At 64.5% G+C, this 24,112-nt stretch carries 35 protein-coding genes and 1 pseudogene; 21 read left to right on the top strand and 15 right to left on the bottom strand.

Translation table 11 applies throughout. The features are described from left to right. Nucleotides 1–73 precede the first annotated feature (73 nt). On the top strand, nucleotides 74–427 hold the full coding sequence (locus VN047_RS14215; protein WP_054727899.1) for a response regulator: 354 nt from the start codon (nucleotides 74–76) through the stop codon (nucleotides 425–427). A gap of 18 nt (nucleotides 428–445) precedes the next feature. On the opposite strand, the gene VN047_RS14210 is transcribed toward VN047_RS14215, so the two are convergent. Beyond that, nucleotides 446–703, bottom strand: a complete 258-nt coding sequence (locus tag VN047_RS14210; RefSeq protein ID WP_137893810.1) for a hypothetical protein — start codon at nucleotides 701–703, stop codon at nucleotides 446–448. A 126-nt stretch (nucleotides 704–829) separates the two neighbouring features. On the opposite strand from VN047_RS14210, the gene VN047_RS14205 reads away from it, so the two are divergent. Further along, nucleotides 830–1,045 (top strand): DUF2945 domain-containing protein, encoded by a 216-nt coding sequence (locus tag VN047_RS14205; protein ID WP_137893812.1) that lies wholly within the window; start codon nucleotides 830–832, stop codon nucleotides 1,043–1,045. 68 nt (nucleotides 1,046–1,113) lie between these two features. Here the strand turns inward: VN047_RS14205 and VN047_RS14200 are convergent, their stop codons facing one another. The 5 genes from VN047_RS14200 to VN047_RS14180 form a co-directional block, all read right to left on the bottom strand. Then, nucleotides 1,114–1,599 carry a CinA family protein gene (locus VN047_RS14200; protein WP_137893814.1) on the bottom strand — a complete coding sequence of 162 codons (486 nt, stop codon included), beginning with the start codon at nucleotides 1,597–1,599 and terminating at the stop codon, nucleotides 1,114–1,116. 1 nt (nucleotide 1,600) lies between these two features. Beyond that, nucleotides 1,601–2,101 carry a hemerythrin domain-containing protein gene (locus tag VN047_RS14195; RefSeq protein ID WP_062179512.1) on the bottom strand — a complete coding sequence of 167 codons (501 nt, stop codon included), beginning with the start codon at nucleotides 2,099–2,101 and terminating at the stop codon, nucleotides 1,601–1,603. A 69-nt stretch (nucleotides 2,102–2,170) separates the two neighbouring features. Continuing rightward, the gene (locus tag VN047_RS14190) at nucleotides 2,171–2,653 is read right to left on the bottom strand and encodes a DUF421 domain-containing protein (protein WP_056350254.1); all 483 of its coding nucleotides are present in this window, start codon (nucleotides 2,651–2,653) and stop codon (nucleotides 2,171–2,173) included. Next, nucleotides 2,653–3,216: a hypothetical protein gene (locus tag VN047_RS14185; protein WP_137893816.1), complete on the bottom strand. Its 564-nt coding sequence runs from the start codon at nucleotides 3,214–3,216 to the stop codon at nucleotides 2,653–2,655. The genes VN047_RS14190 and VN047_RS14185 overlap by 1 nt, the downstream gene beginning before the upstream one ends. Next, nucleotides 3,213–3,395 (bottom strand): DUF3606 domain-containing protein, encoded by a 183-nt coding sequence (locus VN047_RS14180; RefSeq protein WP_325543730.1) that lies wholly within the window; start codon nucleotides 3,393–3,395, stop codon nucleotides 3,213–3,215. Before VN047_RS14180 ends, VN047_RS14185 begins: the two co-directional genes overlap by 4 nt. A gap of 260 nt (nucleotides 3,396–3,655) precedes the next feature. Between VN047_RS14180 and VN047_RS14175 the strand changes: the two genes are divergently transcribed. The 7 genes from VN047_RS14175 to VN047_RS14145 all read left to right on the top strand — a co-directional run bounded on the left by VN047_RS14175 (nucleotide 3,656) and on the right by VN047_RS14145 (nucleotide 8,729). Next, on the top strand, nucleotides 3,656–3,832 hold the full coding sequence (locus tag VN047_RS14175; protein ID WP_167346272.1) for a hypothetical protein: 177 nt from the start codon (nucleotides 3,656–3,658) through the stop codon (nucleotides 3,830–3,832). Between the two features lie 144 nt (nucleotides 3,833–3,976). Further along, on the top strand, nucleotides 3,977–5,629 hold the full coding sequence (locus VN047_RS14170; RefSeq protein ID WP_325543728.1) for an FAD/NAD(P)-binding protein: 1,653 nt from the start codon (nucleotides 3,977–3,979) through the stop codon (nucleotides 5,627–5,629). Beyond that, a complete protein-coding gene (locus VN047_RS14165) occupies nucleotides 5,626–6,165 on the top strand; it encodes a DUF1543 domain-containing protein (RefSeq protein ID WP_137893820.1) in 540 nt (179 codons plus the stop codon). Before VN047_RS14170 ends, VN047_RS14165 begins: the two co-directional genes overlap by 4 nt. A gap of 91 nt (nucleotides 6,166–6,256) precedes the next feature. Continuing rightward, the gene (locus VN047_RS14160; RefSeq protein WP_137893822.1) at nucleotides 6,257–6,688 is read left to right on the top strand and encodes a pyridoxamine 5'-phosphate oxidase family protein; all 432 of its coding nucleotides are present in this window, start codon (nucleotides 6,257–6,259) and stop codon (nucleotides 6,686–6,688) included. Nucleotides 6,689–6,802: 114 nt separating this feature from the next. Then, nucleotides 6,803–7,285, top strand: coding sequence for a GFA family protein (locus VN047_RS14155; RefSeq protein WP_137893824.1), 483 nt, complete (start codon nucleotides 6,803–6,805; stop codon nucleotides 7,283–7,285). A 7-nt stretch (nucleotides 7,286–7,292) separates the two neighbouring features. Continuing rightward, complete coding sequence (locus tag VN047_RS14150) at nucleotides 7,293–7,835, top strand: hypothetical protein (RefSeq protein WP_325543722.1); 543 nt, start codon at nucleotides 7,293–7,295, stop codon at nucleotides 7,833–7,835. Nucleotides 7,836–7,862: 27 nt separating this feature from the next. Then, nucleotides 7,863–8,729 carry an alpha/beta fold hydrolase gene (locus tag VN047_RS14145; protein WP_137893826.1) on the top strand — a complete coding sequence of 289 codons (867 nt, stop codon included), beginning with the start codon at nucleotides 7,863–7,865 and terminating at the stop codon, nucleotides 8,727–8,729. Nucleotides 8,730–8,860: 131 nt separating this feature from the next. Here VN047_RS14145 and VN047_RS14140 read toward each other — a convergent pair whose 3' ends face one another. The 3 genes from VN047_RS14140 to VN047_RS14130 all read right to left on the bottom strand — a co-directional run bounded on the left by VN047_RS14140 (nucleotide 8,861) and on the right by VN047_RS14130 (nucleotide 10,837). Continuing rightward, nucleotides 8,861–9,136, bottom strand: a complete 276-nt coding sequence (locus VN047_RS14140; RefSeq protein WP_054727924.1) for a hypothetical protein — start codon at nucleotides 9,134–9,136, stop codon at nucleotides 8,861–8,863. 79 nt (nucleotides 9,137–9,215) lie between these two features. Then, entirely contained in the window at nucleotides 9,216–10,007 is a 792-nt protein-coding gene (locus VN047_RS14135) for a DUF1206 domain-containing protein (protein WP_325543718.1), read from the bottom strand. A gap of 164 nt (nucleotides 10,008–10,171) precedes the next feature. Continuing rightward, entirely contained in the window at nucleotides 10,172–10,837 is a 666-nt protein-coding gene (locus tag VN047_RS14130) for an alpha/beta hydrolase (RefSeq protein WP_325543716.1), read from the bottom strand. Between the two features lie 212 nt (nucleotides 10,838–11,049). On the opposite strand from VN047_RS14130, the gene VN047_RS14125 reads away from it, so the two are divergent. Beyond that, complete coding sequence (locus VN047_RS14125) at nucleotides 11,050–11,985, top strand: SDR family oxidoreductase (RefSeq protein WP_082395587.1); 936 nt, start codon at nucleotides 11,050–11,052, stop codon at nucleotides 11,983–11,985. A gap of 190 nt (nucleotides 11,986–12,175) precedes the next feature. Further along, complete coding sequence (locus VN047_RS14120; RefSeq protein WP_054727928.1) at nucleotides 12,176–12,472, top strand: hypothetical protein; 297 nt, start codon at nucleotides 12,176–12,178, stop codon at nucleotides 12,470–12,472. A gap of 36 nt (nucleotides 12,473–12,508) precedes the next feature. Here the strand turns inward: VN047_RS14120 and VN047_RS14115 are convergent, their stop codons facing one another. Beyond that, on the bottom strand, nucleotides 12,509–12,733 hold the full coding sequence (locus tag VN047_RS14115; protein ID WP_054727930.1) for a hypothetical protein: 225 nt from the start codon (nucleotides 12,731–12,733) through the stop codon (nucleotides 12,509–12,511). 350 nt (nucleotides 12,734–13,083) lie between these two features. Between VN047_RS14115 and VN047_RS14110 the strand changes: the two genes are divergently transcribed. Next, complete coding sequence (locus VN047_RS14110; RefSeq protein WP_137893832.1) at nucleotides 13,084–14,115, top strand: mannose-1-phosphate guanylyltransferase; 1,032 nt, start codon at nucleotides 13,084–13,086, stop codon at nucleotides 14,113–14,115. A 31-nt stretch (nucleotides 14,116–14,146) separates the two neighbouring features. Here VN047_RS14110 and VN047_RS14105 read toward each other — a convergent pair whose 3' ends face one another. Continuing rightward, the gene (locus tag VN047_RS14105) at nucleotides 14,147–14,410 is read right to left on the bottom strand and encodes a DksA/TraR family C4-type zinc finger protein (RefSeq protein WP_325543713.1); all 264 of its coding nucleotides are present in this window, start codon (nucleotides 14,408–14,410) and stop codon (nucleotides 14,147–14,149) included. A gap of 102 nt (nucleotides 14,411–14,512) precedes the next feature. On the opposite strand from VN047_RS14105, the gene ligD reads away from it, so the two are divergent. The 4 genes from ligD to VN047_RS14085 all read left to right on the top strand — a co-directional run bounded on the left by ligD (nucleotide 14,513) and on the right by VN047_RS14085 (nucleotide 18,638). Next, nucleotides 14,513–16,396 carry a DNA ligase D gene (gene ligD, locus VN047_RS14100; protein ID WP_325543711.1) on the top strand — a complete coding sequence of 628 codons (1,884 nt, stop codon included), beginning with the start codon at nucleotides 14,513–14,515 and terminating at the stop codon, nucleotides 16,394–16,396. Beyond that, nucleotides 16,393–17,196 carry an exodeoxyribonuclease III gene (xth, locus tag VN047_RS14095; protein ID WP_137893838.1) on the top strand — a complete coding sequence of 268 codons (804 nt, stop codon included), beginning with the start codon at nucleotides 16,393–16,395 and terminating at the stop codon, nucleotides 17,194–17,196. Before ligD ends, xth begins: the two co-directional genes overlap by 4 nt. Beyond that, on the top strand, nucleotides 17,193–17,570 hold the full coding sequence (locus VN047_RS14090) for a hypothetical protein (RefSeq protein ID WP_054727939.1): 378 nt from the start codon (nucleotides 17,193–17,195) through the stop codon (nucleotides 17,568–17,570). The genes xth and VN047_RS14090 overlap by 4 nt, the downstream gene beginning before the upstream one ends. A gap of 183 nt (nucleotides 17,571–17,753) precedes the next feature. Then, entirely contained in the window at nucleotides 17,754–18,638 is an 885-nt protein-coding gene (locus VN047_RS14085) for a Ku protein (RefSeq protein WP_252170985.1), read from the top strand. A 38-nt stretch (nucleotides 18,639–18,676) separates the two neighbouring features. Here the strand turns inward: VN047_RS14085 and VN047_RS14080 are convergent, their stop codons facing one another. Then, on the bottom strand, nucleotides 18,677–18,919 hold the full coding sequence (locus VN047_RS14080) for a KTSC domain-containing protein (protein ID WP_325543707.1): 243 nt from the start codon (nucleotides 18,917–18,919) through the stop codon (nucleotides 18,677–18,679). Nucleotides 18,920–19,042: 123 nt separating this feature from the next. Here VN047_RS14080 and VN047_RS14075 point away from each other — a divergent pair, with 123 nt between their 5' ends. Then, nucleotides 19,043–19,921, top strand: a complete 879-nt coding sequence (locus tag VN047_RS14075; protein WP_054727946.1) for a GNAT family N-acetyltransferase — start codon at nucleotides 19,043–19,045, stop codon at nucleotides 19,919–19,921. A 160-nt stretch (nucleotides 19,922–20,081) separates the two neighbouring features. Beyond that, nucleotides 20,082–20,945 (top strand): archaetidylserine decarboxylase, encoded by an 864-nt coding sequence (gene asd / locus VN047_RS14070; RefSeq protein WP_325543704.1) that lies wholly within the window; start codon nucleotides 20,082–20,084, stop codon nucleotides 20,943–20,945. Between the two features lie 130 nt (nucleotides 20,946–21,075). Here asd and VN047_RS14065 read toward each other — a convergent pair whose 3' ends face one another. Continuing rightward, the gene (locus VN047_RS14065; protein ID WP_252170989.1) at nucleotides 21,076–21,879 is read right to left on the bottom strand and encodes a class I mannose-6-phosphate isomerase; all 804 of its coding nucleotides are present in this window, start codon (nucleotides 21,877–21,879) and stop codon (nucleotides 21,076–21,078) included. Between the two features lie 419 nt (nucleotides 21,880–22,298). Here VN047_RS14065 and VN047_RS14060 point away from each other — a divergent pair, with 419 nt between their 5' ends. Together VN047_RS14060 and VN047_RS14055 are read left to right on the top strand one after the other, a co-directional pair. Continuing rightward, nucleotides 22,299–22,484, top strand: coding sequence for a YdcH family protein (locus VN047_RS14060; protein WP_325543701.1), 186 nt, complete (start codon nucleotides 22,299–22,301; stop codon nucleotides 22,482–22,484). A 229-nt stretch (nucleotides 22,485–22,713) separates the two neighbouring features. Then, the gene (locus tag VN047_RS14055; RefSeq protein WP_077029143.1) at nucleotides 22,714–23,193 is read left to right on the top strand and encodes an Hsp20 family protein; all 480 of its coding nucleotides are present in this window, start codon (nucleotides 22,714–22,716) and stop codon (nucleotides 23,191–23,193) included. A 93-nt stretch (nucleotides 23,194–23,286) separates the two neighbouring features. On the opposite strand, the gene VN047_RS14050 is transcribed toward VN047_RS14055, so the two are convergent. After that, nucleotides 23,287–23,556 (bottom strand): protein usg, encoded by a 270-nt coding sequence (locus tag VN047_RS14050; protein WP_325543698.1) that lies wholly within the window; start codon nucleotides 23,554–23,556, stop codon nucleotides 23,287–23,289. Then, the gene (locus VN047_RS14045; RefSeq protein ID WP_325543696.1) at nucleotides 23,553–23,780 is read right to left on the bottom strand and encodes a hypothetical protein; all 228 of its coding nucleotides are present in this window, start codon (nucleotides 23,778–23,780) and stop codon (nucleotides 23,553–23,555) included. The genes VN047_RS14050 and VN047_RS14045 overlap by 4 nt, the downstream gene beginning before the upstream one ends. 260 nt (nucleotides 23,781–24,040) lie before the next feature. Between VN047_RS14045 and VN047_RS14040 the strand changes: the two are divergent. Continuing rightward, nucleotides 24,041–24,112, top strand: a pseudogene (locus VN047_RS14040) (co-chaperone GroES); the annotation flags it as partial.

The following is a 24,112-nucleotide window of genomic DNA, read 5'->3' as shown; positions in this document are numbered from 1 at the left end:
CACCAGGATGAAGCGGGATGTCGAACGGTCATGATCGCGGTATAAGTGGCTCGCAGATTATAACGGGGAAGAGATGTCCAGGAGGATATTGATCGTCGAAGACGATCCGCTTGTCGCCATGATGCTGGAGGATGCGCTGGGCGCGCTGGGGCACGACATCGTCGGGGACGCTGGCGATATCGCCACGGCGCTCGGGCATATCGCGGCAGGCGGGTTCGATGCAGCGATCGTTGATGTGTATCTTGAAACGGGCTTGCCGTGCGATGCGGTCGCAGAGGCTCTTGCGGCGCGATCGATCCCTTTTCTCGTTGCGACCGGCGGTTTCGTCGGTCAGCCCGGACCGTGCTGGAACGACCGGCCGATCCTCGCGAAACCCTTCACCCTCGACAGCCTCGAAGCCGCGCTATCCGGCCTCGCGCAAACGTAGGCGAGCGCGCACCGGCGGTCAGAGCCCGGCTTTCTCGAGAGCGGCCGCGACCTCGCGGTCCAGTGCATTCGATCCCTTCGGCGTCGCGCGGTTCAGCAATGTCTGTATCCGCCTTTGCGCGACCTGCAGGGCCTTGTGGCGCACCTCGCGTTCGCGGTTCGTCCGCCAGGATCGGCTCTCGCCCAAAAGGGCGGCCCATTTCGCCTCTTCAGCGGCAAGGACGGCGAGGGCAAGCCGCAGACCGTCGCGTTGTCCGCGGGCATGATCGTCATTCATCGCAGCCTCCCCACCTTAACCAGCAACTGCAACGAGCGGGCCTGCGCCAGATGACTTGCTGCTCGCCGCTCCAAGAGAGGAACCTTTGCCGCGCAGGCGGACTGTTTTACGGAAAGGAGAGCGACCATGAAAGACGAACCCAAGAAGGGCGACGAGGTGACGTGGAAAAGCCACGGCGGACGCGCCGAGGGCAAGGTCCTGCGAAAAGTGACGAAAGCAATGGACATCAAGAGCCATCATGTCGCGGCATCGCCGGCGAACCCCGAATATCTGGTCGAAACGGCCGAAGGCAAGCGGGCGGCCCACAAGGCCGGCGCCTTGAAGCGGAAAGCGCCGCGCTAAGGACGGCTGCCAAACTCGGCTCTGCTCCCGCCTCCGATCCCGCCCGCCGGAGCGCCCGCGATCCTCGTTCACGATGCCGCATCGATCATGATCTGTAGCGCTGCGGCCACGGCCTGATCGAGCACATTGCGGCGCCCGATATCGCCGAAATGAAAATCCATGACCCGCACGGCGTCGGCGTCGGCGGCGCCAATGTAGACAAGGCCTACCTCTTCGCGGCCTTCGCGAGGGCCGCAGAACCCCGTGATCGCAATTGCAATGTCGGCATGGCTTGTCCGAAGAGCGCCAGTCGCCATCGCGGCGGCGACCTCGGGATTCACCGCTCCATCTCGCTCGGCGTCTTCTCGGGCGACGCCGAGCATCTCGCATTTGGCGTCGACCGAATAGACGATGAAGCCGCGCTCGAGATGAACTCCGAGCGCGGCATCGGCTGCGAGAACCGCTGAGAGCTGACCGCCGGTGCAGCTTTCGGCTGTCACGAAACGCAGCGTCTTTCCGGCCAGATGCCGGGCCAGCTTACGCGTCCGCCGTTCGATCAGCGTTGCAGCGCTCACCCTACATCGTGGCGAGTTCGGCGGGGGGAAGGCCCGCGGTCTCGGCCTGACGCTTCAGCTCCTCTTTCCGGGCAAGCATCCTTTCGCCGAGTGCGTCGAGGTCGACGTCGGCGGCACGCGCCTGCTGGAACATATTGTCGTGCTGCTTTTCCTCTTCCTTTACATGATGCTTGATCTCTTCCGACAGCACCGTGACCTTCGCCTCGAAAAATTCGTCGTCGGGTCCCGAGGCGACGATATCGTTGATCAGGATCTTGGCGCCATCATGCTCGACATAGGCTTCCTTGAGGAGATCGTCGTCGATCTTTCCCTTGAGCGCCGGATAGAAGACCTCCTCCTCGATCTGCGCATGGATTTTGAGCTCGGTGCAGATCCGGTCTGCGATCTTCGCCTTGCGGTCGGTGCCGCTCGCCTTCTCGAATTCCTCGAACAGGGCTTCGACGGCACGGTGATCGGCCGCGAGGATATGGGTGGCGTCGGTGTCGACTTCGGTCGGTTTCATGGCAGTCTCCATCGTCATGCCCCGCGCCTGTTCAGCGCGCGGCGAGCCCGAAAGTTGCGCTCGATCCGCTCACACCGCGCCGTCGTCGGCATCGCGCTGGCGCGACGCGCCTTCGGACCGCTTGATGAAGCTGATCTTGCCCTGCGGCTCGAGGATCGCCCATTCCACGTCGGAAATGTGGGCAATGCCCGCGAGCCGCATCTCGGACTCGATCTCGTCGGCGGTAAGCCGGTCGCGGTGAAGATTGTCGCGGATGATCTCGCCCTGCTTCACCACGACGCGCGGATGGCCTTCGAGCAGATTCTTGAGCCGCGGAAAGAGATAGGTCGCCCAGCTCAGGGTGAGCGCCCAGAAGGCGAACGTCACGATCGCGAGCAACGCGCCGGTCAGGCTGAAATCATTATGGGTGACGCCCTGCTGGATGAGGTCGCCCATCACCACGAGCAGAACCAGCTCGAAAGGCGTCATCTGCCCCAGTTCGCGTTTTCCCATGAGACGGAGGAGCGCATAGAGCAGGAAAAACATCGCACTCGCGCGAAGGACGATATCCATCAGGGCAGGACCTTGACCTCTAGCGGCATGCTGCCGAGCCGCTGCTCGCCGTCGAACAGCGCAATCTCGCCCTTGGTTCCTGCGAAGAGCGGCGGGTTGATCTGGCCATCGATCTTGACGACCAGCGTCTCGCCCGCGCGAAGCTCCCCATAGGAGAAACGATAGGCGCCGTCCTTGTAGCTTTCCTCGGCGGCGGCGGGGAGCATCGTGTTGATCGTCATGTCGGTCCAGAGCGACGGGGAGACCGCAAGCACCGCATCGGAAACATCGCGGATCGCCTCGACACGAATGCGGGTTTCGAAAAACTCGCCGTTGCGAATGACCGAGGGCGTCTTCACCTCGAGCCGCGCTGCTCCAAAATCCTCGACGCGCAGCGGACTCGGCTGGCCACCGACGAGGCCCGATAGCGCGACGGCGACGATGGCAGCGAGCAGGACGAAGGAAACGGGGCTCGCGTGGCGGTGCCAGCGCTGCCCGGAGATCATCTTTTCGCTGATTCCGTCCGGGCGACGGCTGTTCGCTGCAGCCGCGTCGCCGCCCGTCCCCTCGGGGCCCGCCGTCAAGCGAGGGGCTCCGGCCACGGCCGCGCGAGATAGGTACGAACCGCATCGGCGCGATCGCCGACTGCCGCGACCGCGATCAATATCTCGGACGGGCTGACGCCCAATATACGCGCCCAGGCGAGCATCGCGTCAGGCGCGCTTCGATCGATGCGGTCAAGTTCGAACTGTTGGTGGATCACGCCCGTTTCCCGTTGATGATGACGAGCGAACGCGTGCAGGGTACAAAAGTTGCGGTTCGGCGACGATCGCCGAAGGGCGTTCGCCTGCGTCAGGGCAATGGCCAAGCCTCGCCGTCGTCACTCTTTCATGCGCGCCGCGAAACGCCGCGATGCGGCCAAAGTTGCGCACGGCGGCGAAGATAAATCTGGGCGATCGCAGGCAACTTTCGCCCGCGTCCAAGGGTTTCTCGGACCAGAACCCACAGCCAATGGAGAGTATCATGAGCGTCAAGGGACAGATCAAGGAAGCTGCCGGCTATGTGAAGGAAGAAGCCTTCGAAAACGGCGACAGCCCCGAGGCCAAGCGCAAGGCGCAGGAAGGCCGCGACCTTCGCAACGAAGGCCGCATCGAAGACGGCAAGCCGCCGAAGACGGGTACTCCCGGCACCGAAAACTAATCCTCCCGCCAAGTTGATGGCCCCCTTCGGGTCCGCGCATGCGGACCCTTTTTTTGGCTGGGCGCCCCGGAGCAGCTGAGGAGAATTCGCATTGACCCAGAGCAAGTCGGCCGAACTTCTGCGCGCCCGGAGCATTGTCGCAACATGACACCCCGCATAGCCTTTGTCGGAGCCGGCCCGACCACGCTCTACACGCTGCATGCGCTTCTCTCCCACAACCCCTCGCCCTTCCGTCTTGCCGTGTATGAAGCGCAGGCGTGCGCGGGGCGCGGAACGCCCTATCGGCCCGGCTGGAACGACCCCGCCATGCTGGCGAATATCGCCAGCATCGAAATCCCGCCGCTTGCCGAGACGCTGTGCGACTGGCTGATACGTCAGCCGCCGGAGCGCCTCGCCGATCTCGGCATCGATCCCGATGCGATCGGCGAACGGACCTTCTATCCGCGCGTCGCGCTCGGCGAATATTTCCGCGACCAGTTCGACGCCGTTATCGACATGGCGCGGGCGCGCGGTATCGAGCTCGAGCTGCGCACGCGGTGCCGCGTCGAGGACGTCGTCAGCACGTCCGGCGCGATGATACTCAAGGTTCGCATGAGGTCGGGCGAACTCGCCGACGAGGCTTTCGATCATGTCGTCCTCGCGACGGGCCACCAATGGCCCTCCGAGCCCGAGGTTCGGCCGGGCTATTTCCTCAGCCCCTGGCCTGCCTCGGCTCTGGCCACGGTACCGCCCTGCGATATCGGCATTCGGGGTAGCTCGCTCACGGCCATCGACGCCTGTATCGCGCTCGCCAACATCCATGGCTCGTTTAACGAAACCCGGGACGGCGAGACGCATTATCGTCCGGCATCCGCCACTGATGCATTCCACATGACGATGATGTCGAGGAAGGGTCTGCTCCCCGAAGCCGATTTCTATGCGCCGCTTCCCTATGAGCCGCTCGCCATCTGCACCGAGGAAGCGATTACGCGTCTCGTCGCGAGCGAAGAAAACCAGCTGCTCGATGCCGCCTTCGCACTGTTCAAGGCGGAGCTTGCCGCTGCCGATCCCCCTTACGCAGCGGACATCGGCCTGGAGGACCTCGACCTCGAGGGCTTCTGCGAGGCCTATTTTGCGCGGCGCGCAGCGAGCGATCCCTTTGTGTGGGCCGAGGCGAATCTCGCCGAAGCGCAGCACGACTATGCCGCAAGGCACACCGTCGCCTGGCGCTACGCGATCCTGCGCATGCACGAAGTGCTCGCGCTACTCGTGCCATATCTGGAGGGTACGGACTACCGCCGCTTCGTGCGCCACTTCAAGCCGGTGTTCGTCGACGATTATGCCACCGTTCCCCACAAATCGATCCGGCGGCTGATCGCGCTCCATCGCGCCGGGAAGCTCGATGTCATGGCGATCGGCGACGATTACCGCATCGACACGAGCGGCGAAGAGGCAGGCGCGTCCCTGATCCTGGGCGGCGAGCAGCGGCATTTTGAGGTGTTTATCGAGGCGATGGGCCAGCGCCCACTCGGCGCCGCAGCCTTTCCATTCTCCTCGCTGCGGCAACAGGGCATCGTGCGCGATGCAGCGCCTGGTGCCGGCAAGTCGGAGGCGCGGGGCATCGCGATCGACGATGCCTTCCACCCGATTGCAGACGATATCCCGGAATCGCGCCTCTACTGCCTCAGCCTGCCCTTCCTGCTCGGCCGCCACCCTTTCATCCAGGGGATAACGAGTTCGCACGAAATGGGCATGGTGGTCGGAGAACAGCTTGCAGCCGCGATCGGCCAGGCGAATGCCGAGGAGAAGGCTGCGTGAAGCTCTTCGCCATTTATGTCGGCGGCGAGATGGCCGGCGCCAATATCGAGCTGCACGACATGCGCTTCGTCGCCGCGCCCACGATCACCGACACTTATGATGCGCTCCGCCGCCAATGGTGGGGCACGCCGGGCAGCCTCCATATCGACTGCTGGGCCGAGATCGATCACGCCGATGGCTATGACATCGTTTTGAAGACCGCGCCCTTCGAGGGTCCCGAACGGCTCTATTATGTCAATCTAGGCGGCTATGTCCGGGGCGAATTTCTCGAGCGCCACCGCAATCTTTTCATTGTGGCTGACACGCTCGCGCGCGCGAAGTCGCGCGCGCTCGCATCGGTGCGGCAGTGGGTGCAGCCGCACCGCGACGAGATGTACGAGGCCGAGCAGGCCTTTGCGCTCGACGCGGTCGCCGCCGAAGCCCGGCTCCACATCCATCTCGTGCCCGCCCCACGGCGCGAGCTCGCGATCACCTGCGAATATCGCCCGATCCGCGCGCCGCGCCGGCAAAGCCGGACCGCCGCGATCAGTCCCTGACCCAAGCCGCGAGGCGCAGCCCCCCTCCGCAACTCCCGCCTTCGCGGCGCATTGATGCAGATACAGACGCTCCAGACAAAAGGCTCCACCCATGACCATGACGATCGAACAGCTTTCCGAGAAGATGAAGGATATCGACTTCGCGATGCTCGCCACGCACACCGCGGGCGGCGCCATCGGGTCGCGGCCAATGAGTAACAATCGCGAAGTCGATTATGACGGCGACGCCTGGTTCTTCACCGACGAGTCGTCCCTCATGGTCGCCGATATCGCGGCCAACCCGAACGTCAATCTGAGCTATCAGGGCAAATCGGGCCTGCTCGGCATGCGGCCCTTCTTCCTCGCCGTCGAGGGTCACGCGGCCCTGATCCGCGACAAGGCCGCGTTCGCCGAACATTGGACAAAGGGCCTCGAACGCTGGTGGCCGGACGGCATCGAGACGCCGGGGATCGTCCTCATCAAGGTTTCGGGCACCCGCGCGCATTATTGGGACGGGGAGGATGAGGGCGAAGTTCAGCTCTGACAAGGAAAGACATCCCGCGACGGTTCCCGGTCGGTGAAGGACAAAGAGAAGCCACCACCCCATCGGTCTGCCATTACCCTCTCCGATACCCGCGCCGCGAGAAAGGCGAGCTCCATGCCGAACGCTTCCGATAGCGACAATGCAAGCGCCGAAGAGGTTGCGCTCGAAGGGGGCTGCGCTTGCGGCGCGGTTCGGTACCGCCTCGAAGAAAAGCCATATGATAGCGGCTGGTGTCACTGCCGGGTCTGCCAGCATGTCTCGGGGTCGGGCGGCATGGTCTTTACGACGGTCCATCTCGATCGGTACCGCATCCTTGCGGGCGAAGAGCATATCGGACGCTTCGCATCGACCAGCTTCGGCACGCGCAGCTTCTGCCGGACGTGCGGCTCGCCGCTAACGATCCATGTGCGCCACCAGGCCGATGAGATCGATATTGCAGCGGGGACGCTGGACGATCCGGAAGAGATTGCGCCAGCTTTCCACCTTTACACCGCCGAGGCGCCGAGCTGGATGCCGATGATGGCGTTCCTTCCGCGCTACAAGGCGCTGCGACCGAAGACGCGCGGGCTCGACGAGGGTGTCACGGAGGCGGGCTGAGGCGTAGATGAAGACCGCGCCCAAAGAGCCGCACGTGGCAAAATCGCAACCGCTTTTGCAGCGGGGCGTTTCCTGGTCAGATCATGACGATTTCGAGTTCCGCCGCGTCGAACCGAAGCTCGATCCGCTACTGAAAGGACAAGACATGCGCATCCTCATCTTCGGTGCCGGCGCCGCACTTTTTCTCGCCGCTTGCGACAGCAAGCAGGAAGCTGCCGAGGACAGGATGGAACGTGCGGCCGAGACCAGCGCCACGGTCGCCGGCCCCCTCCCTGCGGCGCTCGGGCTCAGCGAGGCACAACTGCTCGACGCCGATATCGTCGGCGCGGACGGGAAGGATCTTGGAGACGTATCGCAGGTGTTGCGCGGCGCCGACGACAAGGTGGACCGTCTCCTCGTCGAGCTCGATGGCGTCGGTCCCGACCGCTATGTTCATGTACCGGTGCAGGGCCTCAAACCTATTGTACGCGGCGACGACACCAATCTTCAGACGCGCATGACCAAGGCCGACCTCGATGCGCTGCCCGACGTGAAACTGCCAGCCCCTTGATATCTTGACGCGCGAGGAGCATCGACTGTGAACGGAGAAACTCTTCATCGGCGGATCGATGTCGGCGGAGTCGATATCTTTTACAGGGAGGCAGGACCGCCCGACGTTCCGGTGCTGCTGCTGCCACATGGCTATCCCTGTTCGTCGTTCGAGTTTCGCAATCTCATGCCGCGGCTTGGCGATCGGTGGCGGCTGCTCGCACCCGATTATCCGGGCATGGGCTACAGCGATACGCCCGAGCATTTCGACTATAGCTTCGACGGCTATGCGCAGCTTCTCGACGGGTTCGTGCGTGCGCTCGGCGTCGAGCGCTTTGTGCTCTATCTTCACGATTTCGGCTCGCCGATCGGCGCACGTCTCGCGATCATGCGGCCTGAACGCATCCTCGCGCAGATCATCCAGAATGGGGACATTCCCTATGAGGATGCGCTGGGCGACAAATATGCCGAGATAGAGAAGAGCTGGTCGCTTCCCGAACCCGAGATGCGCGCCGAGATCGGCAAGGCAATCAGCGAGGATGTTTTTCGGGAGGAGTTTCTGAACGACGTGCGGCCCGATCTCGTGCCGCGCATTCCGCCGGACCTCTGGAAACTGCACTGGTCACTGATCAACCCGCGGCGCCGCGAAATCGCGATCGACCTTATCGGGGGCCTCAAGGCCAATCGCTCCTGGTTCGGCGCGCATCGACGCTATCTGCGCGAGCACCACCCGCCGACGCTCATCGTCTGGGGTCCGCAGGATTTCTATATGCCCGAGAAGTCTGCGCGCGCCTATTTGCGCGATCTCCCCGCGGCCGAGCTGCACATGCTAGACGGCGGCCATTGGCTTCTCGAAACCAACCTCGACGAGGTTGTCCCGCTGATCAGGGACTTTCTCGATCGGACGCTGTGCTGAGAAGCGACGCCGAACCGCGTTCCCTTGCGGTATCCCAGCGGCGCCAACTGCCAGCAGCCTGAGCCGGGCCACCGCAACGATAAAGGGCGCCGGAACCGGCGCCCTTCACCCTGCCCTTAGGGAAGGCAGTCTTATTTCTTCTGGGTGTCGCCGACGCCGGTTTCGGACGGAGCGATCTCGCCATTGTCGTCCATCGCGTTGGCCTTTTCTTCGCCCTGCTCTTCGACGACATCGGCCTTCTGCTCCATTGCCTCTTTGGCGGGACCTTCGGGCATCGCGTCGGCCTGATCGTCGATCGCCTCGGCCTTCGCTTCGGCCTGATCCTCGACCTTGTCGGCGGCGGGGCTTTGGCAGGCGCCGAGCGCGAGGGCCGAGGTTGCGGCGAGGGTTACAAACAGCTTTTTCATCGAGATTCTCCCTGTTGATGACTGCCCTGCTAACGCGGCGAAGCCCACAGGGTTCCGCGGGCCCGCGCAATGGGAATCGTCAGCGTCGCGCTGCCATGATCCGCGCGATCGTGTCTTCATCGCGAAGCCGCCGCCAGCGGGCCTCGACGAAGCTGTGTACGCCGAACAGGAACAGCCCGGCGGCAACGAGCAGATAGAGCGGCGGATTGTCGGTGAGCGCCGAGAGCGCGTCGCCGAGGCCCTTGACCTCGCGGGCAGCGCCGAACCAGCCGCCGCGCACGAGCGAGGCGCCGATGACGGCGAACACGACCGCGCGCGCCGCAAGACCCGCCCGCCCGACGGGCACGGCCCATGCAGGTGCTGCCGCATCGAGATCCTTTGTAAATTCGGTGGTCCAGGCCTTGACCGCCTGCTGCACGGCCGCCGCGAGGAAGGCGGCGCCGACGAGCCCGAGGAGCAGGCCGCCAAGCGGCAGTTCGAGCAGCATTCCCGCCGCCTCTTTCTCGCGGCCGTCTTCGGCGCCGCCGCCGGAGGCAAGGCGAAGCGCCGCCCAGGCGAGAATGAAATGGGCGATGCCGCTCGCGGCATAGCCTATCCGCACAGCGACGCCCTTCGCACCGCCTCCCTTGTTTTCGCTATCGAGCGCCGCCCCGTACAGGCGATAGGCGCCGTAAAGCGCCAGACCCATCGCGAGAAGAGCAAGAAGGATCGAGCCAGCGGGCATATCGCGGACCGAGCGGAACACGGCTTGCGGACTGGCGTCGTCGGCCGACGAACCGGTGAGCGCTATCCATGCCAGCAGGCAATAGACGACGCCGCGCGCGAACCACCCCGTCCGCGCAAATGTCTCGAGCCGCCGCAGCTTGTTCATAATGCCTGTCCCCGAATGTTGACCCATCAGGCCAACGCCCGCTGCACCCGGCAGTTCCGCGCGGCTCCCACCCCACCGCGGGTGCCCCCCTCTCCCTTCCCGGCCACCCCGCGTCGCTCGCCGACACCCGTGCGCCCGATGCCGCCGTGACGAAGCTGCGCGGTTCAGCCGCAGCTTTTTACAAAGGCGCCGGTCACGAAGTCGCGGCCGGTCCGCAGTCCGACCGGGTCGACGCTGTGCGCGACGCCGTAGGAGATATGCGTCTCGACCTCGACGCCGAGCCGCTTCAACTGGCTCTCGGACATGTGCAGCGCCGCGATCGGCACGACGGGGTCGGCCGTGCCGTGCACCAGCAGGACTGGCGGTTTCGACGGAACATGATGCGCAAGATCGGCCGCGCCCGCGAGCATGCCCGAATAGCCGACGATAGCGGCAACGGCGCGGGGGCGGCGAAGGCCGACCTGAAGCGCCATCATCGTGCCCTGGCTGAAACCCACAAGGGCGAGATCGGCCTCGCTGAGGTCATATTGCGCGAGCTTGCGATCGATGAACGCGTCGATCGCCGGCGCTGCCGACGCAGCGCCTGCAGCCAACGCCGCCGGGGCGAAACCCGACAGCCCCCACCATTGGTAGCCCCCGCCCATTATCGAGCATCGCTGCGGTGCATGCGGCGCAAGAAACAGCGTGTCTGGCAAGGCCTCCTGCCACTGCGGCGCCAGCGAAATCATGTCGGAGCCGCTCGACCCGAAGCCGTGGAGCAGCAGCACGATGTTTTTGGGGGCGTCTCCGGAGCGAGGTTGCAGGCTGGCACCGTTCACGATCTTCGACAAACTTCTTCTCTCAGCTTCGGCAGCGCAGGGCGCGCCCCCGGGGCGGTAAGGATTGCAACGCTGCATAGGTAGAAAGTCGGCCGCGCATTTCCAGCCCATGGAATATACCGGACAGCTCGGCCGCAGCGCAGCTCGGCATGAGCCAAGTGCTCCGCAACCAAGTGTAGGACCCGCCGGTTTGTCGATGACAGGCAGAACAGGAGGAGTCGGCAATGGCACGCAAATCAGAGGCCGGAAAGGTCGGAGAAACCGCGTCCGAGAAGCGCGGAAAACAGACGGCGGCAAGGAAACTGCGGAAGGAGGTCGGCGAGACGAAGACGATCCGCACGCCGCCGAAAGACCGGGAATCCGATCTCGACCGCGCGCCGAAATGGGAGCCGCGCTATGCCGGTTCCGACCGGCTCAAGGACAAGGTCGCGATCGTGACCGGCGGCGACAGCGGGATCGGGCGCGCGGTAGCCGTATTGTTCGCCCGCGAAGGTGCGGACATCGCAATCGTTTACAAGAGCAACAAGGCCGATGCCGAGGAAACGGCTTCGCTCGTAGGCGCCGAAGGGCGCACCGCGATCCTCGTCAGGGCCGACGTGGGCAAAACCAGCGCCGGAAGGACTATCGTCGACAAGGTCGTGAGCAAGCTGAAGCGCATCGATGTTCTCGTCAACAATGCGGGCGAACAGCATCCGGCGGACGATATTCGCGACATCAGCCCGGAGCAGCTGCAGCGCACCTTCGCCACCAATATCTTCGGCATGTTCTATCTTGTGCAGGCTGCGCTGCCGCATCTCAAGAAAGGCGCGGCGATCATCAATTGCACGAGCGTGACCATGTATCAGGGGAGCGGTGGTCTGCTCGACTATAGTGCGACCAAGGGCGCCATTACCGCCTTCACGCGCTCGCTCAGCGAGAATCTGATCGAGAAGGGGATCAGGGTGAATGCGGTCGCGCCCGGCCCGATCTGGACCCCGCTCAATCCACGCGGCGGAGCGCCCGCCGAAAAAGTCGAAAGTTTTGGCGAGACGACGCCGATGAAGCGACCGGGAGAGCCCAACGAGGTCGCGCCGAGCTTCCTCTTTCTTGCGTGCGACGACAGCAGCTACATATCGGGCCAGGTGCTCCACCCGAACGGCGGAACGGTCGTCAACGGATAGACCGCGCCGAGCGGCAATCATATCTGGGCGCCGCCGCCGCTCGCAACGATTGTCACGCGGTGCCGACACGGCCAGCGCGCTCGTGTCCGTCTCCGGAAGCGAGGTCTTGCATGCCACCGATTAGCGTCGTTAGCGGAACCCCAAGATGTTCCGTTGGTTGACCAAAGGGGGCCGGATAGGGAGAATTGTCATGCCCCGTGGGGACAAATCAAGCTACACCGACAAGCAAAAGCGCAAGGCCGAGCATATCGAAGAAAGTTATGAGAAGCGCGGCGTCGGCAAGAAGGAAGCGGAGAGCCGCGCATGGGCAACGGTGAACAAGGAGTCGGGCGGCGGCAACAAGTCGGGTTCCGGCCGTGGCCAGCCCGATACCCATGAAGCCTCGAGAAAAGGTGGCCGCAAAAGCGGTACGGGCAAGAGCAGCGAAAAGCGATCGGCGGCCGCGAAAAAGGGTTGGGAAACGCGCCGCCGAAATGCCAAGGGATAGCGGCGGACGAGATTAGCAAGGACCGACAAAGAGCCCCTATACGGGCGCTCCGGTCCAGGCAGCGCCGCCCTCACCCTCATAAGATTTCAGGCGATCGACTAGGCTTCGGCGCTCCGCCGCTACCTCGCGCAGGAGGAGGATCGCGGCCTCCCGGTCGAGGCCGACAGGATCAAGACGTCCTTGATCGATCCGCGCGATGAGGTCGGAGAGGAATTTCAATTCTTGCCCGGCCAGCATCAGAAAGGTGTCGCTCTGGTTCATGCCTGTTCAACGCCCCGGTGCCCCGGCGGGCTGCATGCGGCGGAAGTGAAGTCCGACCGGCAAGCGTCCACAATCTTCGTCGTTGAAGCATTCTTATCGCCGACTTCGCAATTTTCTGGCGCAACAGGACACGCTGACCGCGCTCAATCCGGATCACGCATGCGAGAATTCGGTATAACCTGCGTTAATCCGCCCCGAATTTCGGGCCTTTGCGCAGAAACAGGGGCAACTCGCTCGCTTGCGCGGCGTTCATTCGGACATGGTCCAGCCGGTCGCTCATTTCGAAAACGGCGGAAAGTCGATCGGGTCGAGCTCGCGCGCCTCCGCCCCGACCCTGGAAGGTTGATCCTATGTCTGCGACGATCCAGCCCGTCATTCTTTGCGGCGGCGCGGGTACGCGCCTCTGGCCTGCTTCCCGCGGCGCGCGTGCCAAACAGTTTCTCGACATCATCGGAAAGGAGAGCCTGTTCGCCCGCACGCTCGATCGGGCAACCGGAGCCGGCTTTTCGGCGCCGCTCATCGTGTGCGGCGCCGAGCATGTCGCGATGGTGCGCGAGCAATCCCAGGGTCGCGACCTTCGGCTGATCGTCGAGCCCGCGGCGCGCAACACCGCTGCCGCCATCGCGCTCGCGGTCGCTTCGTCGGCCGATGACGTTCTGCTGCTCGTCATGCCGAGCGATCATGTCATCGCCGATGTAGCCGCATTCCGGGGCGCCATCGCCAAAGCCGCCGATCTGGCGCGCGACGACTGGCTGGTCACATTCGGCATCGCCCCCGATCGGCCCGACACGGGCTTCGGCTACATCGCCAGCGGCGCGCCGCTCGGCGGCGCGGGATTTGCCGTCGCCCGCTTCGTCGAGAAGCCGCCCCTCGCCGATGCCGAAGCGATGCTTCGCGAGGGTGGCTACAGCTGGAACGCCGGCATCTTCCTCTTCCGGGCCGGTCGCATGCGCGAAGCGATGCTCACGCATTGCCCGGCCATATATCGCGCGGCGGAAGCCGCGGTCGCCAATGCGCTGCACGATGGCGATGCCCTGCACGCGGCAAGCGCGCCGTTCGAACAGGCGCCCTCTGATTCGATCGACTATGCCGTGATGGAGAAAGACGCCCGCGTTGCGGTCGTCCCCGTGTCGATGGGCTGGTCGGACCTAGGCAGCTGGCAGGCGGTGCACGCGCTCGCAGGTGCCGACGCTTCCGGTAATGCTTGCAGCGACGATCTTTTCGCACACGACAGCCACAATTGCCTCGTCCGCGCGCCCGGAAAACGCGTGTCGCTCGTCGGCATGGACAATGTCGGCGTCATCGTCGACGGCGACGATATCCTCGTTATCGCGCTCAACCGATCGCAGGAGGTCCGCGCCGCAGCCAAGGCGCGCGCCTGAAGTCCATGCCGCGGCTCGCTTTCCCAAGGGGTCAGCGCAGCTGACTGTCCTTGCTTCCCCGGCGGTTGAAACCGGCCGGACGGCCTTCGGCGTCGCGAAGCGTCTGGCACCCGATGCAGGTACGGCTCGCAGGCAAGGCCTTTCGCCGCGCCTCCGCAATCCGCTCGCCGCAATCGTCGCAATAGTCCGCGCCCTTGCCGGACAGCAGCCGCAGGCGCGCCTCCTTGACGGCATCGCTCACCGTGTCGTCGATCTGCTCCTGAACGGCGCCGTCGCGCGCCCAGCCATTCGCCATGTTGAAGCTCCATGTTTCGGGGACGAAAATGGGAACGCATGGCGGGGCGGGCAAGTTGCCCCGCCACCGGGAACGATCGCGGCGCCAAATGGTCTTGAGTCCATGGCCAGAAAGACCGCCGCACCGAGCCCTGCAGACCGCGCCCCCTCTTCGAAGCGCGGCGAACGAAAGGCTGCGGCTCCCCCGCCCTTTCGTCCGGTCCAGCTGGCGACGCTCGTCGACAGCGTTCCCGCTGGCAGGGGCTGGGTTCACGAGATGAAATATGACGGCTACCGCCTGCTGATCGCGGTCGGCGGCGACGAGGCCCGCGCCTATACGCGCTCCGGTCTCGACTGGTCGGAGCGCTTCGCGCCGCTCCTCGCCGAGGCCGCAAAGCTGAAGGTAGACAGCGCGCTGATCGACGGTGAAGCGGTCGTGCTCGATGCTGAAGGCCGCTCAAGCTTCCAGTCACTGCAAAATGCCCTGAAGTCCGCGCCCGATAGCATCGACTATTTCGCCTTCGATCTGCTCGCGCTGGACGGCGAGGATCTGACCGCCCTCCCCCTCCTCGACCGCAAGGCGCATCTTGCCAAAATTCTTCCCAAGGCCTCCAGGCATATCCGCTACTCGGATCATATCGCGGGCAGCGGCGAGGCATTGCTCGAGAGTTTCTGCGCTGCGGGTCTCGAAGGGGTCATCTCGAAAAAGGGCGATGCGCGCTATGTCGGCGCGCGCGCGGGAAGCTGGCTCAAGACGAAGTGCATCAAGCGGCAGGAGTTCGTCATCGTCGGCTGGACGCCCTCGGACACGTCGCGCGCGTTCCGCTCGCTGATGCTTGGCGTCCATGAGAAGGGCGCGCTGCGCTACGCGGGCAAGGTCGGGACCGGTTTCGATACCGAGGAGCTCTTCCGCCTCCAAGCGATGATGAAGCCGCTCGAACGAAAGGAGCCGACGGTGAAGGTGCCCCGCACCGAGACGCGCGGCGCGCACTGGATCGAGCCGAAGCTCGTCGCCGAGATCGCCTTCACCGAGATGACGAACGATGGCACGCTCCGCCACCCGAGCTATCTCGGCCTTCGTGAGGACAAGAAGCCCGAAGCGGTCGTGATCGAAAGCGAAGCGGCGGTCGCCGAGGTGGCGCACGCCTCGCCAGTACCGATCAGCAACCCCGACCGCGTCATCTTTCCCGAGGCGGGGCTCACCAAGGGCGAGCTTGCAGAATATTATGCCGTGGTCGCGCCGATCATGCTGCCGTGGGCGGGTTCGCGCCCGATCAGCCTCGTGCGCTGTCCGCAGGGCCGCGCCAAGAAATGCTTCTTCCAGAAACATGATGCCGGAAGCCTCGGCGATGCGGTGAAACAGGTCGCGATCGAGGAGAAGGATGGCGACAACCAGCCCTATCTCTATATGGACACGCCCGAGGGCCTGATGACCTGCGTCCAGATGGGCACGATCGAATTCCATGGCTGGGGCGCGCGCATCGAGGATGTCGAGAAGGCCGATCGGCTCGTCTTCGATCTCGATCCCGACGTCGGTCTCGATTTCGAGGCGGTCCGCAGCGCCGCCTTCCAGTTCCGCGACATCCTGAAGCAGATGGGCCTCGAGACCTTCCCGATGCTCACCGGCGGCAAAGGCGTCCATGTGATCGCCCCGCTCGTGCCGCGCGCCGAATGGCCCGAGGTCAAGGACTTCGCGCACCGGCTCGCCCGCGCCGTCGCCCAGATGGATTCCGACCGCTTCACCGCCGCCCTCCCCAAGGCGCAGCGCAAGGGCCGGATCTTCGTCGATTATCTCCGCAACCAGCGCGGCGCGACTGCGGTGATGCCCTATTCGGCGCGGGCCCGCGAAGGCGCGCCGGTCGCCGCGCCCATCAGCTGGAAGGAAATGGAGACGATCGACAAGCCTTCGCATTTCCGCATCACCGACGCGAAGGAGCTTCTGAAGCGCGCCGGCCTCAAGGCGCTGCAAGGCTGGGGCCGCGCCGACCAGACGCTGCCCGACCTGTGAAGATCGCGACCTATAATGTGAACGGCATCGGCGGCCGCCTCGACATTCTGCTCGGCTGGCTCGCGCAGGCCGAGCCCGACATCGTTTGCCTGCAGGAATTGAAAGCCCCTCAGGAGAAATTCCCCGAGAAGGCGATCCGCGACGCGGGCTATGACGTGATCTGGCACGGCCAGAGCCGCTGGAACGGCGTCGCGATGCTGAGCCGCGTCGGCGAAATCCACGAAACGCGCCGCGGGCTCCCCGGCGATCCCGGCGACGAGCAGAGCCGCTATATCGAGGCCGCGGTGGGCGGCATCCTCGTCGCCGGCCTCTATCTTCCCAACGGCAACCCCTGGCCCGGTCCGAAGTTCGATTACAAGATGCAGTGGATGGCGCGGCTCGACGCGCATCTGACAACGCTCTTCGACCTCGATGCGCCCGTCGTCATCTGCGGCGACTTCAACGTCATTCCCACCGACCTCGATGTGTACAAGCCCGAGAACTGGATGAAGGACGCGCTCTTCGCGCCCGAAGCCAAAGCCGCCTACCGGCGCATCCTCGACCAGGGCTGGACCGATGCGATCCGTCACCTGCATCCCGGGGAGCGCATCTACAGCTTCTGGGCTTATTGGCGGCGCTCGTTCGAACGCAATGCCGGCATCCGCATCGACCATCTGCTGCTGAACAAGCCCGCGGCGAAGCGGCTCGAGGCAGCCGGCGTCGACACCCGCCCGCGGGCGCTCGACAAGACGAGCGACCATGCGCCCGCCTGGATCGAACTTGGCGCGGGCTCCACAAAGCGAAAGCGCAAGGCGTCATGACGCGCACCATCGCCGGCTGGAAGCTGCCACCAGCCGAGCGCGACCAGCTGCTCGAACGGTTCGAACCGCGCTATCCGGATCTGGTTGCCGATCATGTGACGCTCCGTTTCGGGACCGCCGAGGACACGCCCCTACCCGCCGCGCACGCGGGCGAGATCGTCGGCGAAGTCGACGACGGCGCGGGCGTCCAGGCGCTCGTCGTGCGCATCGGCGGCACCACCGATCGCGGCGACGGTAGCCATTATCATATCACCTGGTCGCTTGGGCCGGGCCGCGAGGCGAAGGAGAGCAACGACGTGCTCGCCGCAACGAAATGGCAGCGGGTGCATCCTCCGATCGCCATCGCGCTCGCGCCCGCGCGCTGGACCGTCTGAGAAGCTCGGATCGGCAAGTCGCGGGCCGCGAAAACGGCAGGCGCGCGCGTTCGCGACTGTCCGGCCATTTGCAGCTCCTGCTTTCGATCCCGTTGCGGCGATCGGGCTTCCCTTCCCATCGCCGGCGCGGAACGCTCGGCGACCGCGCGCATTGAAGGAGCATTGGCAAAGGAGTGAGTGACGATGGCTGCGCGCCCTTATTGGAAAGGCCAGATCCGCCTGGCGCTCGTTTCGATCCCGGTCGAGATCTATTCGGCGACGAAGAGCGGGGCGACGATCGCGTTCAACCAGATCCACGAGCCGACCGGCAAGCGCATCAAATATGAAAAGGTCGTCCCCGGCGTCGGCCCGGTCGACGTCGACGAGATCGTCAAGGGATTCCAATATGCCAAGGACCAATATGTGCTGCTCGACGACGAGGAGATCGAAGGGGTCAAGCTCGAAAGCAAGAAGACGCTCGAGCTCACCCAGTTCGTCGAGGCCGAGGATATCGACGAGATCTATTTCGAGAAGCCCTATTATGTCGTCCCCGCCGACGACCTTGCCGAGGAAGCGTTCATCGTGCTGCGCGAGGCGCTGCGCCGCACGGGCAAGGTCGGTCTCGGCCAGCTCGCGATGCGCGGCCGTGAATATGTCGTCAGCATCAAGGCGTGCGGCCGGGGTCTCGTCATGGAGACGCTGCGCTATGCCGACGAGGTCAACAAGGCGGCGAGCTATTTCCGCGACATTGCCGACAGCGATCCCGACGAAGACCTGCTCGACCTCGCGACGACGCTGATCGACAAGAAGACGGGCAAGTTCGACGCGAGCGACTTTCACGATCGCTATGTCGAGGCGCTGAAGGAGCTTATCGAGCGCAAGAAGAAGGGCAAGACGCTCAATCTCGACGACGGGAAGGACGAGAAGGCGCCGAGCGGATCGAACGTCGTCGACCTGATGGCGGCGCTCAAGAAATCGATCGGCGACGGCGGCGGGAAGGCCAAGGCCGCCAGCGCCAGGAAGGCGCCGGCCAAAAAGACGCCGACGAAAAAGGCGCCGACCAAGACCGCCGCGCGCAAGCGCGCATGAGCCGCGCCTTCACAATGCCCGCATTCGCAGTCGGGCGCTCAGGCACCGGGACCGAACCGCCGGCGCGCCGGGTCGCGCTCGCACCGGAAATGATCCTTGATATGCGCGTTGAAATAGGCGCCGAGCGATTCCGCAGCGCAGAGCCTGTCGTAGATCGCGCGCGGGACGCCATGATAAAGATATCTGCCGGTGCCCCGGAAGCTGATGGAAAGCACCGACGCTGCCTCGTCATAGGCGACATGGTCGATCATGGTCGAGCGGGTGAAGCGGCGCGCGCGCATATGGGCAGAGCGCGTCGCAGCCGCACAGGTTCCCACCAAGGCGCGGGCAAGCGCGCGCCGCCGGTCCGAGCGAGCGCCCCCTCCCCGCAGACCCGCCCCGCCTCTCCTCTCCGGCCCTGATCGATGACAACCGAGCCGACAGCCGACGAGCTTCGCGCAATCGCCGAACACCGCGGGATGAAACTCGTCCGGTCGCGAAAGCGAACGCCGGGCGTCGGCGACTATGGGAAGTTCGGCCTCACCGATGCGGCGGGCAAGCCGCTCCTCGGGATCGGCGAACAAGGGCTCATGGCAAGCGCCGCCGACATCGCGCACTATCTTCGCGGCGGCGCGGCCGACAGCTGGAAACTCTCGGCCGAACGCGAACCCGCGGCGAAGCCTGCCAAGAAGGCACCCAAAGCCGCCGAACCCATCGAGGAGCATTCGCCTATCCGCCGACGCGGAAAAACGAGTCCGCCACCGTCACCCGAGCCTGCAAGAAGGCGGCAGGATCCGCCGCCGCCGCCGAAAGCCAAGCCGGTGCTGAGGATCGTCAAACCCGAAGTCCTGCCGGAACCCGAGCTCAGCCTGCGGCCCGCGACGGGCAAGGACCGAAAAGCTCTCGCCCGTCTGCTCGCCCAGCTTGCCGAGCCGCCCAAGCGCATATCGATCGATGCGAACGTTGAGGCGATCGGCAAAGCGAAGGCCGGGCTTCTCGTCGCCGATGCCGACGGGCTGATCGGATGCTGCGCCTGGGGCGTCGTTCCGACCTTGCAGCACGGCCTTGTCGGCCGCGTCACCCTGCTGCTGGTCGACGGCGACCATCGGCGCCGCGGCATCGGGACGGCGCTCCTGACCGCCGCCGAAACGGCGCTCACCAAGGGCGGATGCGGCACGATCGAGATCATGAGCGACATCATGATCAACAACGCCCACAACTTCCTGCGCGCGCGGAACTATGAGCAGAAGAGTTACCGCTTCGTCCGTTCGGCGGGAGGGGCGCCAAAGGCCCGGCGAGACTGAGCGCGCGCCCTACCCGATTATTTTCCGCTCCCGGCCATGCGCCTTCCCTTGCCCCACGACATCGGGATAAAGCATCACCGCCGGAACGAAGAGGCGGGCGCCGTCGTCTCTCCCCAGGCGATCGGCTTTCCCTCCGAAGGATCGACCAACGGATGATATCATGTTCGAGCGCCTGACAATTCTTGCCCAGCATGCGATGCCGAAGCGGCGGCTGACCGAATTCGCCGGCCGTGTTGCCGCATCGTCGGGCCGGCTGACCCCGCGACTGATCCAATGGTTCGTCGCCAAATATGGCGTCGACATGAGCGAAGCGGAAAATCCCGACATCCGCAGCTATGCAAACTTCAACGACTTCTTCACGCGTCCGCTGAAAGCCGGCGCTCGCCCGCGGGCGGAGGCCGATTTCATCTGTCCGGTCGACGGTGCCATCAGCCAGCTCGGCGCCATCGACGATCATCACATCGTCCAGGCCAAGGGCCACCGTTTCACCACCACCGCGATACTGGGCGGCGACGCTGCCCTCGCCGCGACGTTTCGCGACGGCAGTTTCGCCAACCTCTATCTTTCGCCCAAGGATTATCACCGGCTGCACATGCCGTGCGACGGGGAGCTCAGACGCATGATCCACGTCCCGGGCTCGCTCTTTTCCGTCAACCCGACGACCGCGCGAGGGGTGCCCGGCCTTTTCGCGCGTAACGAGCGGGTCATATGCCTGTTCGAGTCCCCCACTCACGGCCATTTTGCGATGATACTCGTAGGTGCGACCATCGTCGGCAGCATCGCAACGTCATGGCATGGCGTGGTGAATGCAAAGCGATCGGGCAAGATATCGTCATGGTCCTACGCCCCCGATGAAGTCTCGCTGCGCAAGGGCGACGAGATGGGTCGCTTTCTCCTCGGCTCCACGATCGTGATGCTGTTCGAGAAGCAAGCGATCGCGTTCAACCCCGATTGGTTTCCCGAACGGCCGGTGCGCCTCGGAGAGGAGATGGGAAGCGCCGTAGAGAAAGCCTCGGGCGGATAGCCGATCAACCCTGTAACATGTGCGGCAGCCGACGCGCCTCGCTAGGCGTCTCGGGCGGCAGGACGGTGCCAGGCCAGCTGGCGCAGGCGGATCGCCCTCCATCGGTGACGCGCCAAGGTCGCGCAGGGCGTCAAGGCTTGTGCCAACCCGCCAGAAAACGCGCGCCGGCTCCGGCCTCGATGGTAGCGACGTCCTCGGCCCACAGGCACTCGCCCGCCTGCGCGGTCACGCCGTCAGCCGCGACCGTGCCGCTGAGTGGGACGATCATCGCCCCATCCCTCGCATCGGCAAGCGGCGAAAGGTCGTTGGCGTTCAGGTGCGCGACCACGAGATGGCGGCTGTCGAGCAACAACGCGCTCTCTGCGATATCGACTTGGCGGCAGAGATCGCGTGACATCGGCGCGGCCTTCGCGACCGCCGTCCCATCGGCGAGGTGCAGCTCGCGCGGGCGGCCGTAATCGTAGAGACGATAGGTAACATCCACATTCTGCTGAATTTCGACGAGTGTGACCCCGGTGCCGATCGCATGGACGGTTCCGGGCGGAATATGAAAGAACATGTTCGCGCGCACCGGATGCCACTCCATGAGCGCCTCGATAGCACCCGAGCGGGCGGTATCGGCGAGTTCGCGCTCGCCGAGCGCGCGAAGCGTGCCAATGCCGAGCACCGCGTCCGGCTCAGCGTCAAGAATGTACCAGCATTCCTCCTTGCCTGCGGGAAGTCCGCGCGCCTGCGCCTGCCGGTCGTCGGGATGGACCTGGATCGACAAGCGCTCGCTCGTGAAGATATATTTCACGAGCAGCGGATTGGATTGGGGCGGACGAAACCAGATTTCGCCGACGCGGCCACCAGTCCGTGCATCGAAGGGCGGAGGAAGCCGATCGACGCCCCAGGGTTTCTCGACCCTGATCGTATCAAGCTTCTGTGCTTTCATGGTCACATCCATCACTCCCATTCTGAAGCATATGCCCGTTGGCTCCGGCGCAGCGCCTAGTCCCAGGCGCGGCCAGGAAGGCGGACAGCGCAAATGGCGTCGGCGACGCGCCGGAAGAGCGGGTAAACCTGTTCCTCGCGAGTCGGCATGCTACCGAAACAATGGTCGCCGGGCCGGGTTGCAGCGACTAACCCATGTTGTGACGATTTAGCTGTAGCGCGCCGACCGCCTCTACATCTTTGCTTCCCAATGCCGGCTGTCGTGCCTTCCCTGCGGGGCGCCGCGCGATGCTCTTCACAGCTTCCGACAGTCTCCCACAGGCGGACACTTCAACCCCTTGAAATCCTGACCATAGCTTTCCTACATCCACGCCGCAGCCGCTCGGGCTGGAACATCCTCAACTTGGCATGGAGAAGAAGATGTCCAGCAAACATATCGATTATCTGCGGCGCGAGCATGCCCGCCTCGACGCCGAAATCGATCGGGAAGCGCGGCAGCGCCGACCCGACGAGGTCCTGATCGCGCGGCTCAAGAAGCTGAAGCTGGCGGTCAAGGACCAGATCGCCACCTGGAGCTACGACACCGGTGGGAGCCGCGTTGCCTGACCAGCCGCGGAGCCGCACACTGCGGCTCCGCACCTTACGGTGCGATGGCCCTCTTCCACCTCTGCGATGAACTGCAATCCGGCGTCGGCGACATGTCTTGAAACAGCAAATTCGCTTCCTAATTTCGTTCCAGATGCCGGATTGACCGGGTCTGCAGGACATGGAGAGCGCCGGCTCTGTGTACCGGCGCATCTCATGCCCGAATTGCTTCAATCAGGAGGGTTTGGAAATGAGAACCGACTTTGACTTTACCCCCTACCGCCGCTCGACGGTGGGCTTCGATCACCTCTTCGACCTGCTCGAGAAAGGGCAGCGCAGCGAAACGTCGGACGGCTTTCCCGCCTTCGACATCGTGCGCGAGGCCGACGACCGCTTCCGCATCACGCTCGCGGTCCCCGGCTTCAAGCCCGACGAGATCGAGATCGTCGCCCAGCAGAACCAGCTCAGCGTGTCGGGCAAGCCGGCGGAAGAAGATGAAAAGCGCAGCTATCTTCATCGCGGCATCGCGCGCCGCGCGTTCGAGCGGCACTTCCAGCTCGCCGACTATATCGAGGTCGGCGCGGCGAGCTTCGCCGACGGCCTGCTGGCGATCGAGCTCAACCGGGTCATTCCCGAGGCGATGAAACCGCGCAAGATCGAGATCGGCAGCGGCGATGCCGAACCGCGCCGGATCGGCGCGTCCAAAGAGAAGAGCCTCGAAAACGCGTAAAATCCGGCGGGGCCGCTGCCAACGGCGCGGCCCCGCAATTCAAAGGGTCCTCGGGGCGCCCCAGCGGCGATGGCGCCACCGCCAGAACGAGCGTCAGTCAATCGACCGGATAATATCGGCCGCGCTCCACTCGGCCGGGCCGATCAGCGCCTCGTGCGCGATCCGTACCGAATGAAGCGCGGCTTCGATCTGGCGCCGCCCCATCGCCAGAAAATCGAACAGCACCGGAAAGTCCGGCGGAAGATCATAATCCTGCCAGACATATAGCTGGAGCAGCGAGGGATGATCGGGCCGGTAGTAGTGGATTTCGGCGGTCGTCAGCCCGTAGCCGTCCAGCTGCGCGATCAGCGCCCGGTCGGTCATGGCGCGCGCGCCTCGCCGCCGTCCAACGACCGGAGCGCGGCGAGCACGTCGTCGACCGGAACCGCGCGCTTCGTGCCCGGCGGTTTTCGGAGCGCGGGCTTGTTGCGGACCGCGGAGCGGTCCGATGCCCAGGATGCAAGGAGCGCGCGCTTGACCTCGGGCTCGAGGCTCGGGTGACGCGCCACGTCGAAGGGGTGAAGAAAACGGGAAAACGGCTCGGACATGATCGTGCCTCCTTCCTTGTAGCCTTTCCTTTCTCGTCGTGCGGCAGGGTGCCGCAGAGACAGATTTTGGAAGCGAAGCGAGTCGAGTCAAGAGGCGCTAGCCCCTTGATAAGCGTCATTTGTTTCGCGCTGGCGAGAAAGCGAAAAAAATTTCACCGAACCTCTTGAAGCGAAAAAAATCGCTTCCTAGTTCATCGGCGCCGCGCGTCCCGGACAGGCGCGCCGGCTTATCATATCGTTATGCAACATGGAGGTTATGCATGCATTTCCGTCCCTTGCACGACCGTGTGGTCGTCCGCCGCATCGAAGCCGAGGAGAAGACCTCGGGCGGC

The organism is Sphingopyxis sp. (genome assembly GCF_035565275.1).
Classification (GTDB): domain Bacteria; phylum Pseudomonadota; class Alphaproteobacteria; order Sphingomonadales; family Sphingomonadaceae; genus Sphingopyxis.
This window is presented reverse-complemented; position numbering and strand designations above follow the sequence as displayed.

Excerpts from the sequence above, each read along its gene's own strand:
- VN047_RS14205 (WP_137893812.1), top strand. The coding sequence starts at position 830 with ATGAAAGACGAACCCAAGAAGGGCGACGAGGTGACGTGGAAAAGCCAC.
- VN047_RS14140 (WP_054727924.1), bottom strand. The coding sequence starts at position 9,136 with ATGAAAAAGCTGTTTGTAACCCTCGCCGCAACCTCGGCCCTCGCGCTC.
- VN047_RS14060 (WP_325543701.1), top strand. The coding sequence starts at position 22,299 with ATGTCCAGCAAACATATCGATTATCTGCGGCGCGAGCATGCCCGCCTC.
- VN047_RS14055 (WP_077029143.1), top strand. The coding sequence starts at position 22,714 with ATGAGAACCGACTTTGACTTTACCCCCTACCGCCGCTCGACGGTGGGC.
- VN047_RS14085 (WP_252170985.1), top strand. The coding sequence starts at position 17,754 with ATGGCTGCGCGCCCTTATTGGAAAGGCCAGATCCGCCTGGCGCTCGTT.
- ligD (WP_325543711.1), top strand. The coding sequence starts at position 14,513 with ATGGCCAGAAAGACCGCCGCACCGAGCCCTGCAGACCGCGCCCCCTCT.
- VN047_RS14090 (WP_054727939.1), top strand. The coding sequence starts at position 17,193 with ATGACGCGCACCATCGCCGGCTGGAAGCTGCCACCAGCCGAGCGCGAC.
- VN047_RS14110 (WP_137893832.1), top strand. The coding sequence starts at position 13,084 with ATGTCTGCGACGATCCAGCCCGTCATTCTTTGCGGCGGCGCGGGTACG.
- VN047_RS14195 (WP_062179512.1), bottom strand. The coding sequence starts at position 2,101 with ATGAAACCGACCGAAGTCGACACCGACGCCACCCATATCCTCGCGGCC.
- asd (WP_325543704.1), top strand. The coding sequence starts at position 20,082 with ATGTTCGAGCGCCTGACAATTCTTGCCCAGCATGCGATGCCGAAGCGG.
- VN047_RS14115 (WP_054727930.1), bottom strand. The coding sequence starts at position 12,733 with ATGAACCAGAGCGACACCTTTCTGATGCTGGCCGGGCAAGAATTGAAA.
- VN047_RS14150 (WP_325543722.1), top strand. The coding sequence starts at position 7,293 with ATGAAGACCGCGCCCAAAGAGCCGCACGTGGCAAAATCGCAACCGCTT.
- VN047_RS14045 (WP_325543696.1), bottom strand. The coding sequence starts at position 23,780 with ATGTCCGAGCCGTTTTCCCGTTTTCTTCACCCCTTCGACGTGGCGCGT.
- VN047_RS14050 (WP_325543698.1), bottom strand. The coding sequence starts at position 23,556 with ATGACCGACCGGGCGCTGATCGCGCAGCTGGACGGCTACGGGCTGACG.
- VN047_RS14120 (WP_054727928.1), top strand. The coding sequence starts at position 12,176 with ATGCCCCGTGGGGACAAATCAAGCTACACCGACAAGCAAAAGCGCAAG.
- VN047_RS14075 (WP_054727946.1), top strand. The coding sequence starts at position 19,043 with ATGACAACCGAGCCGACAGCCGACGAGCTTCGCGCAATCGCCGAACAC.
- VN047_RS14170 (WP_325543728.1), top strand. The coding sequence starts at position 3,977 with ATGACACCCCGCATAGCCTTTGTCGGAGCCGGCCCGACCACGCTCTAC.
- VN047_RS14105 (WP_325543713.1), bottom strand. The coding sequence starts at position 14,410 with ATGGCGAATGGCTGGGCGCGCGACGGCGCCGTTCAGGAGCAGATCGAC.
- VN047_RS14080 (WP_325543707.1), bottom strand. The coding sequence starts at position 18,919 with ATGCGCGCGCGCCGCTTCACCCGCTCGACCATGATCGACCATGTCGCC.
- VN047_RS14155 (WP_137893824.1), top strand. The coding sequence starts at position 6,803 with ATGCCGAACGCTTCCGATAGCGACAATGCAAGCGCCGAAGAGGTTGCG.
- VN047_RS14160 (WP_137893822.1), top strand. The coding sequence starts at position 6,257 with ATGACCATGACGATCGAACAGCTTTCCGAGAAGATGAAGGATATCGAC.
- VN047_RS14125 (WP_082395587.1), top strand. The coding sequence starts at position 11,050 with ATGGCACGCAAATCAGAGGCCGGAAAGGTCGGAGAAACCGCGTCCGAG.
- VN047_RS14210 (WP_137893810.1), bottom strand. The coding sequence starts at position 703 with ATGAATGACGATCATGCCCGCGGACAACGCGACGGTCTGCGGCTTGCC.
- VN047_RS14065 (WP_252170989.1), bottom strand. The coding sequence starts at position 21,879 with ATGAAAGCACAGAAGCTTGATACGATCAGGGTCGAGAAACCCTGGGGC.
- VN047_RS14135 (WP_325543718.1), bottom strand. The coding sequence starts at position 10,007 with ATGAACAAGCTGCGGCGGCTCGAGACATTTGCGCGGACGGGGTGGTTC.
- VN047_RS14175 (WP_167346272.1), top strand. The coding sequence starts at position 3,656 with ATGAGCGTCAAGGGACAGATCAAGGAAGCTGCCGGCTATGTGAAGGAA.
- VN047_RS14215 (WP_054727899.1), top strand. The coding sequence starts at position 74 with ATGTCCAGGAGGATATTGATCGTCGAAGACGATCCGCTTGTCGCCATG.
- VN047_RS14190 (WP_056350254.1), bottom strand. The coding sequence starts at position 2,653 with ATGGATATCGTCCTTCGCGCGAGTGCGATGTTTTTCCTGCTCTATGCG.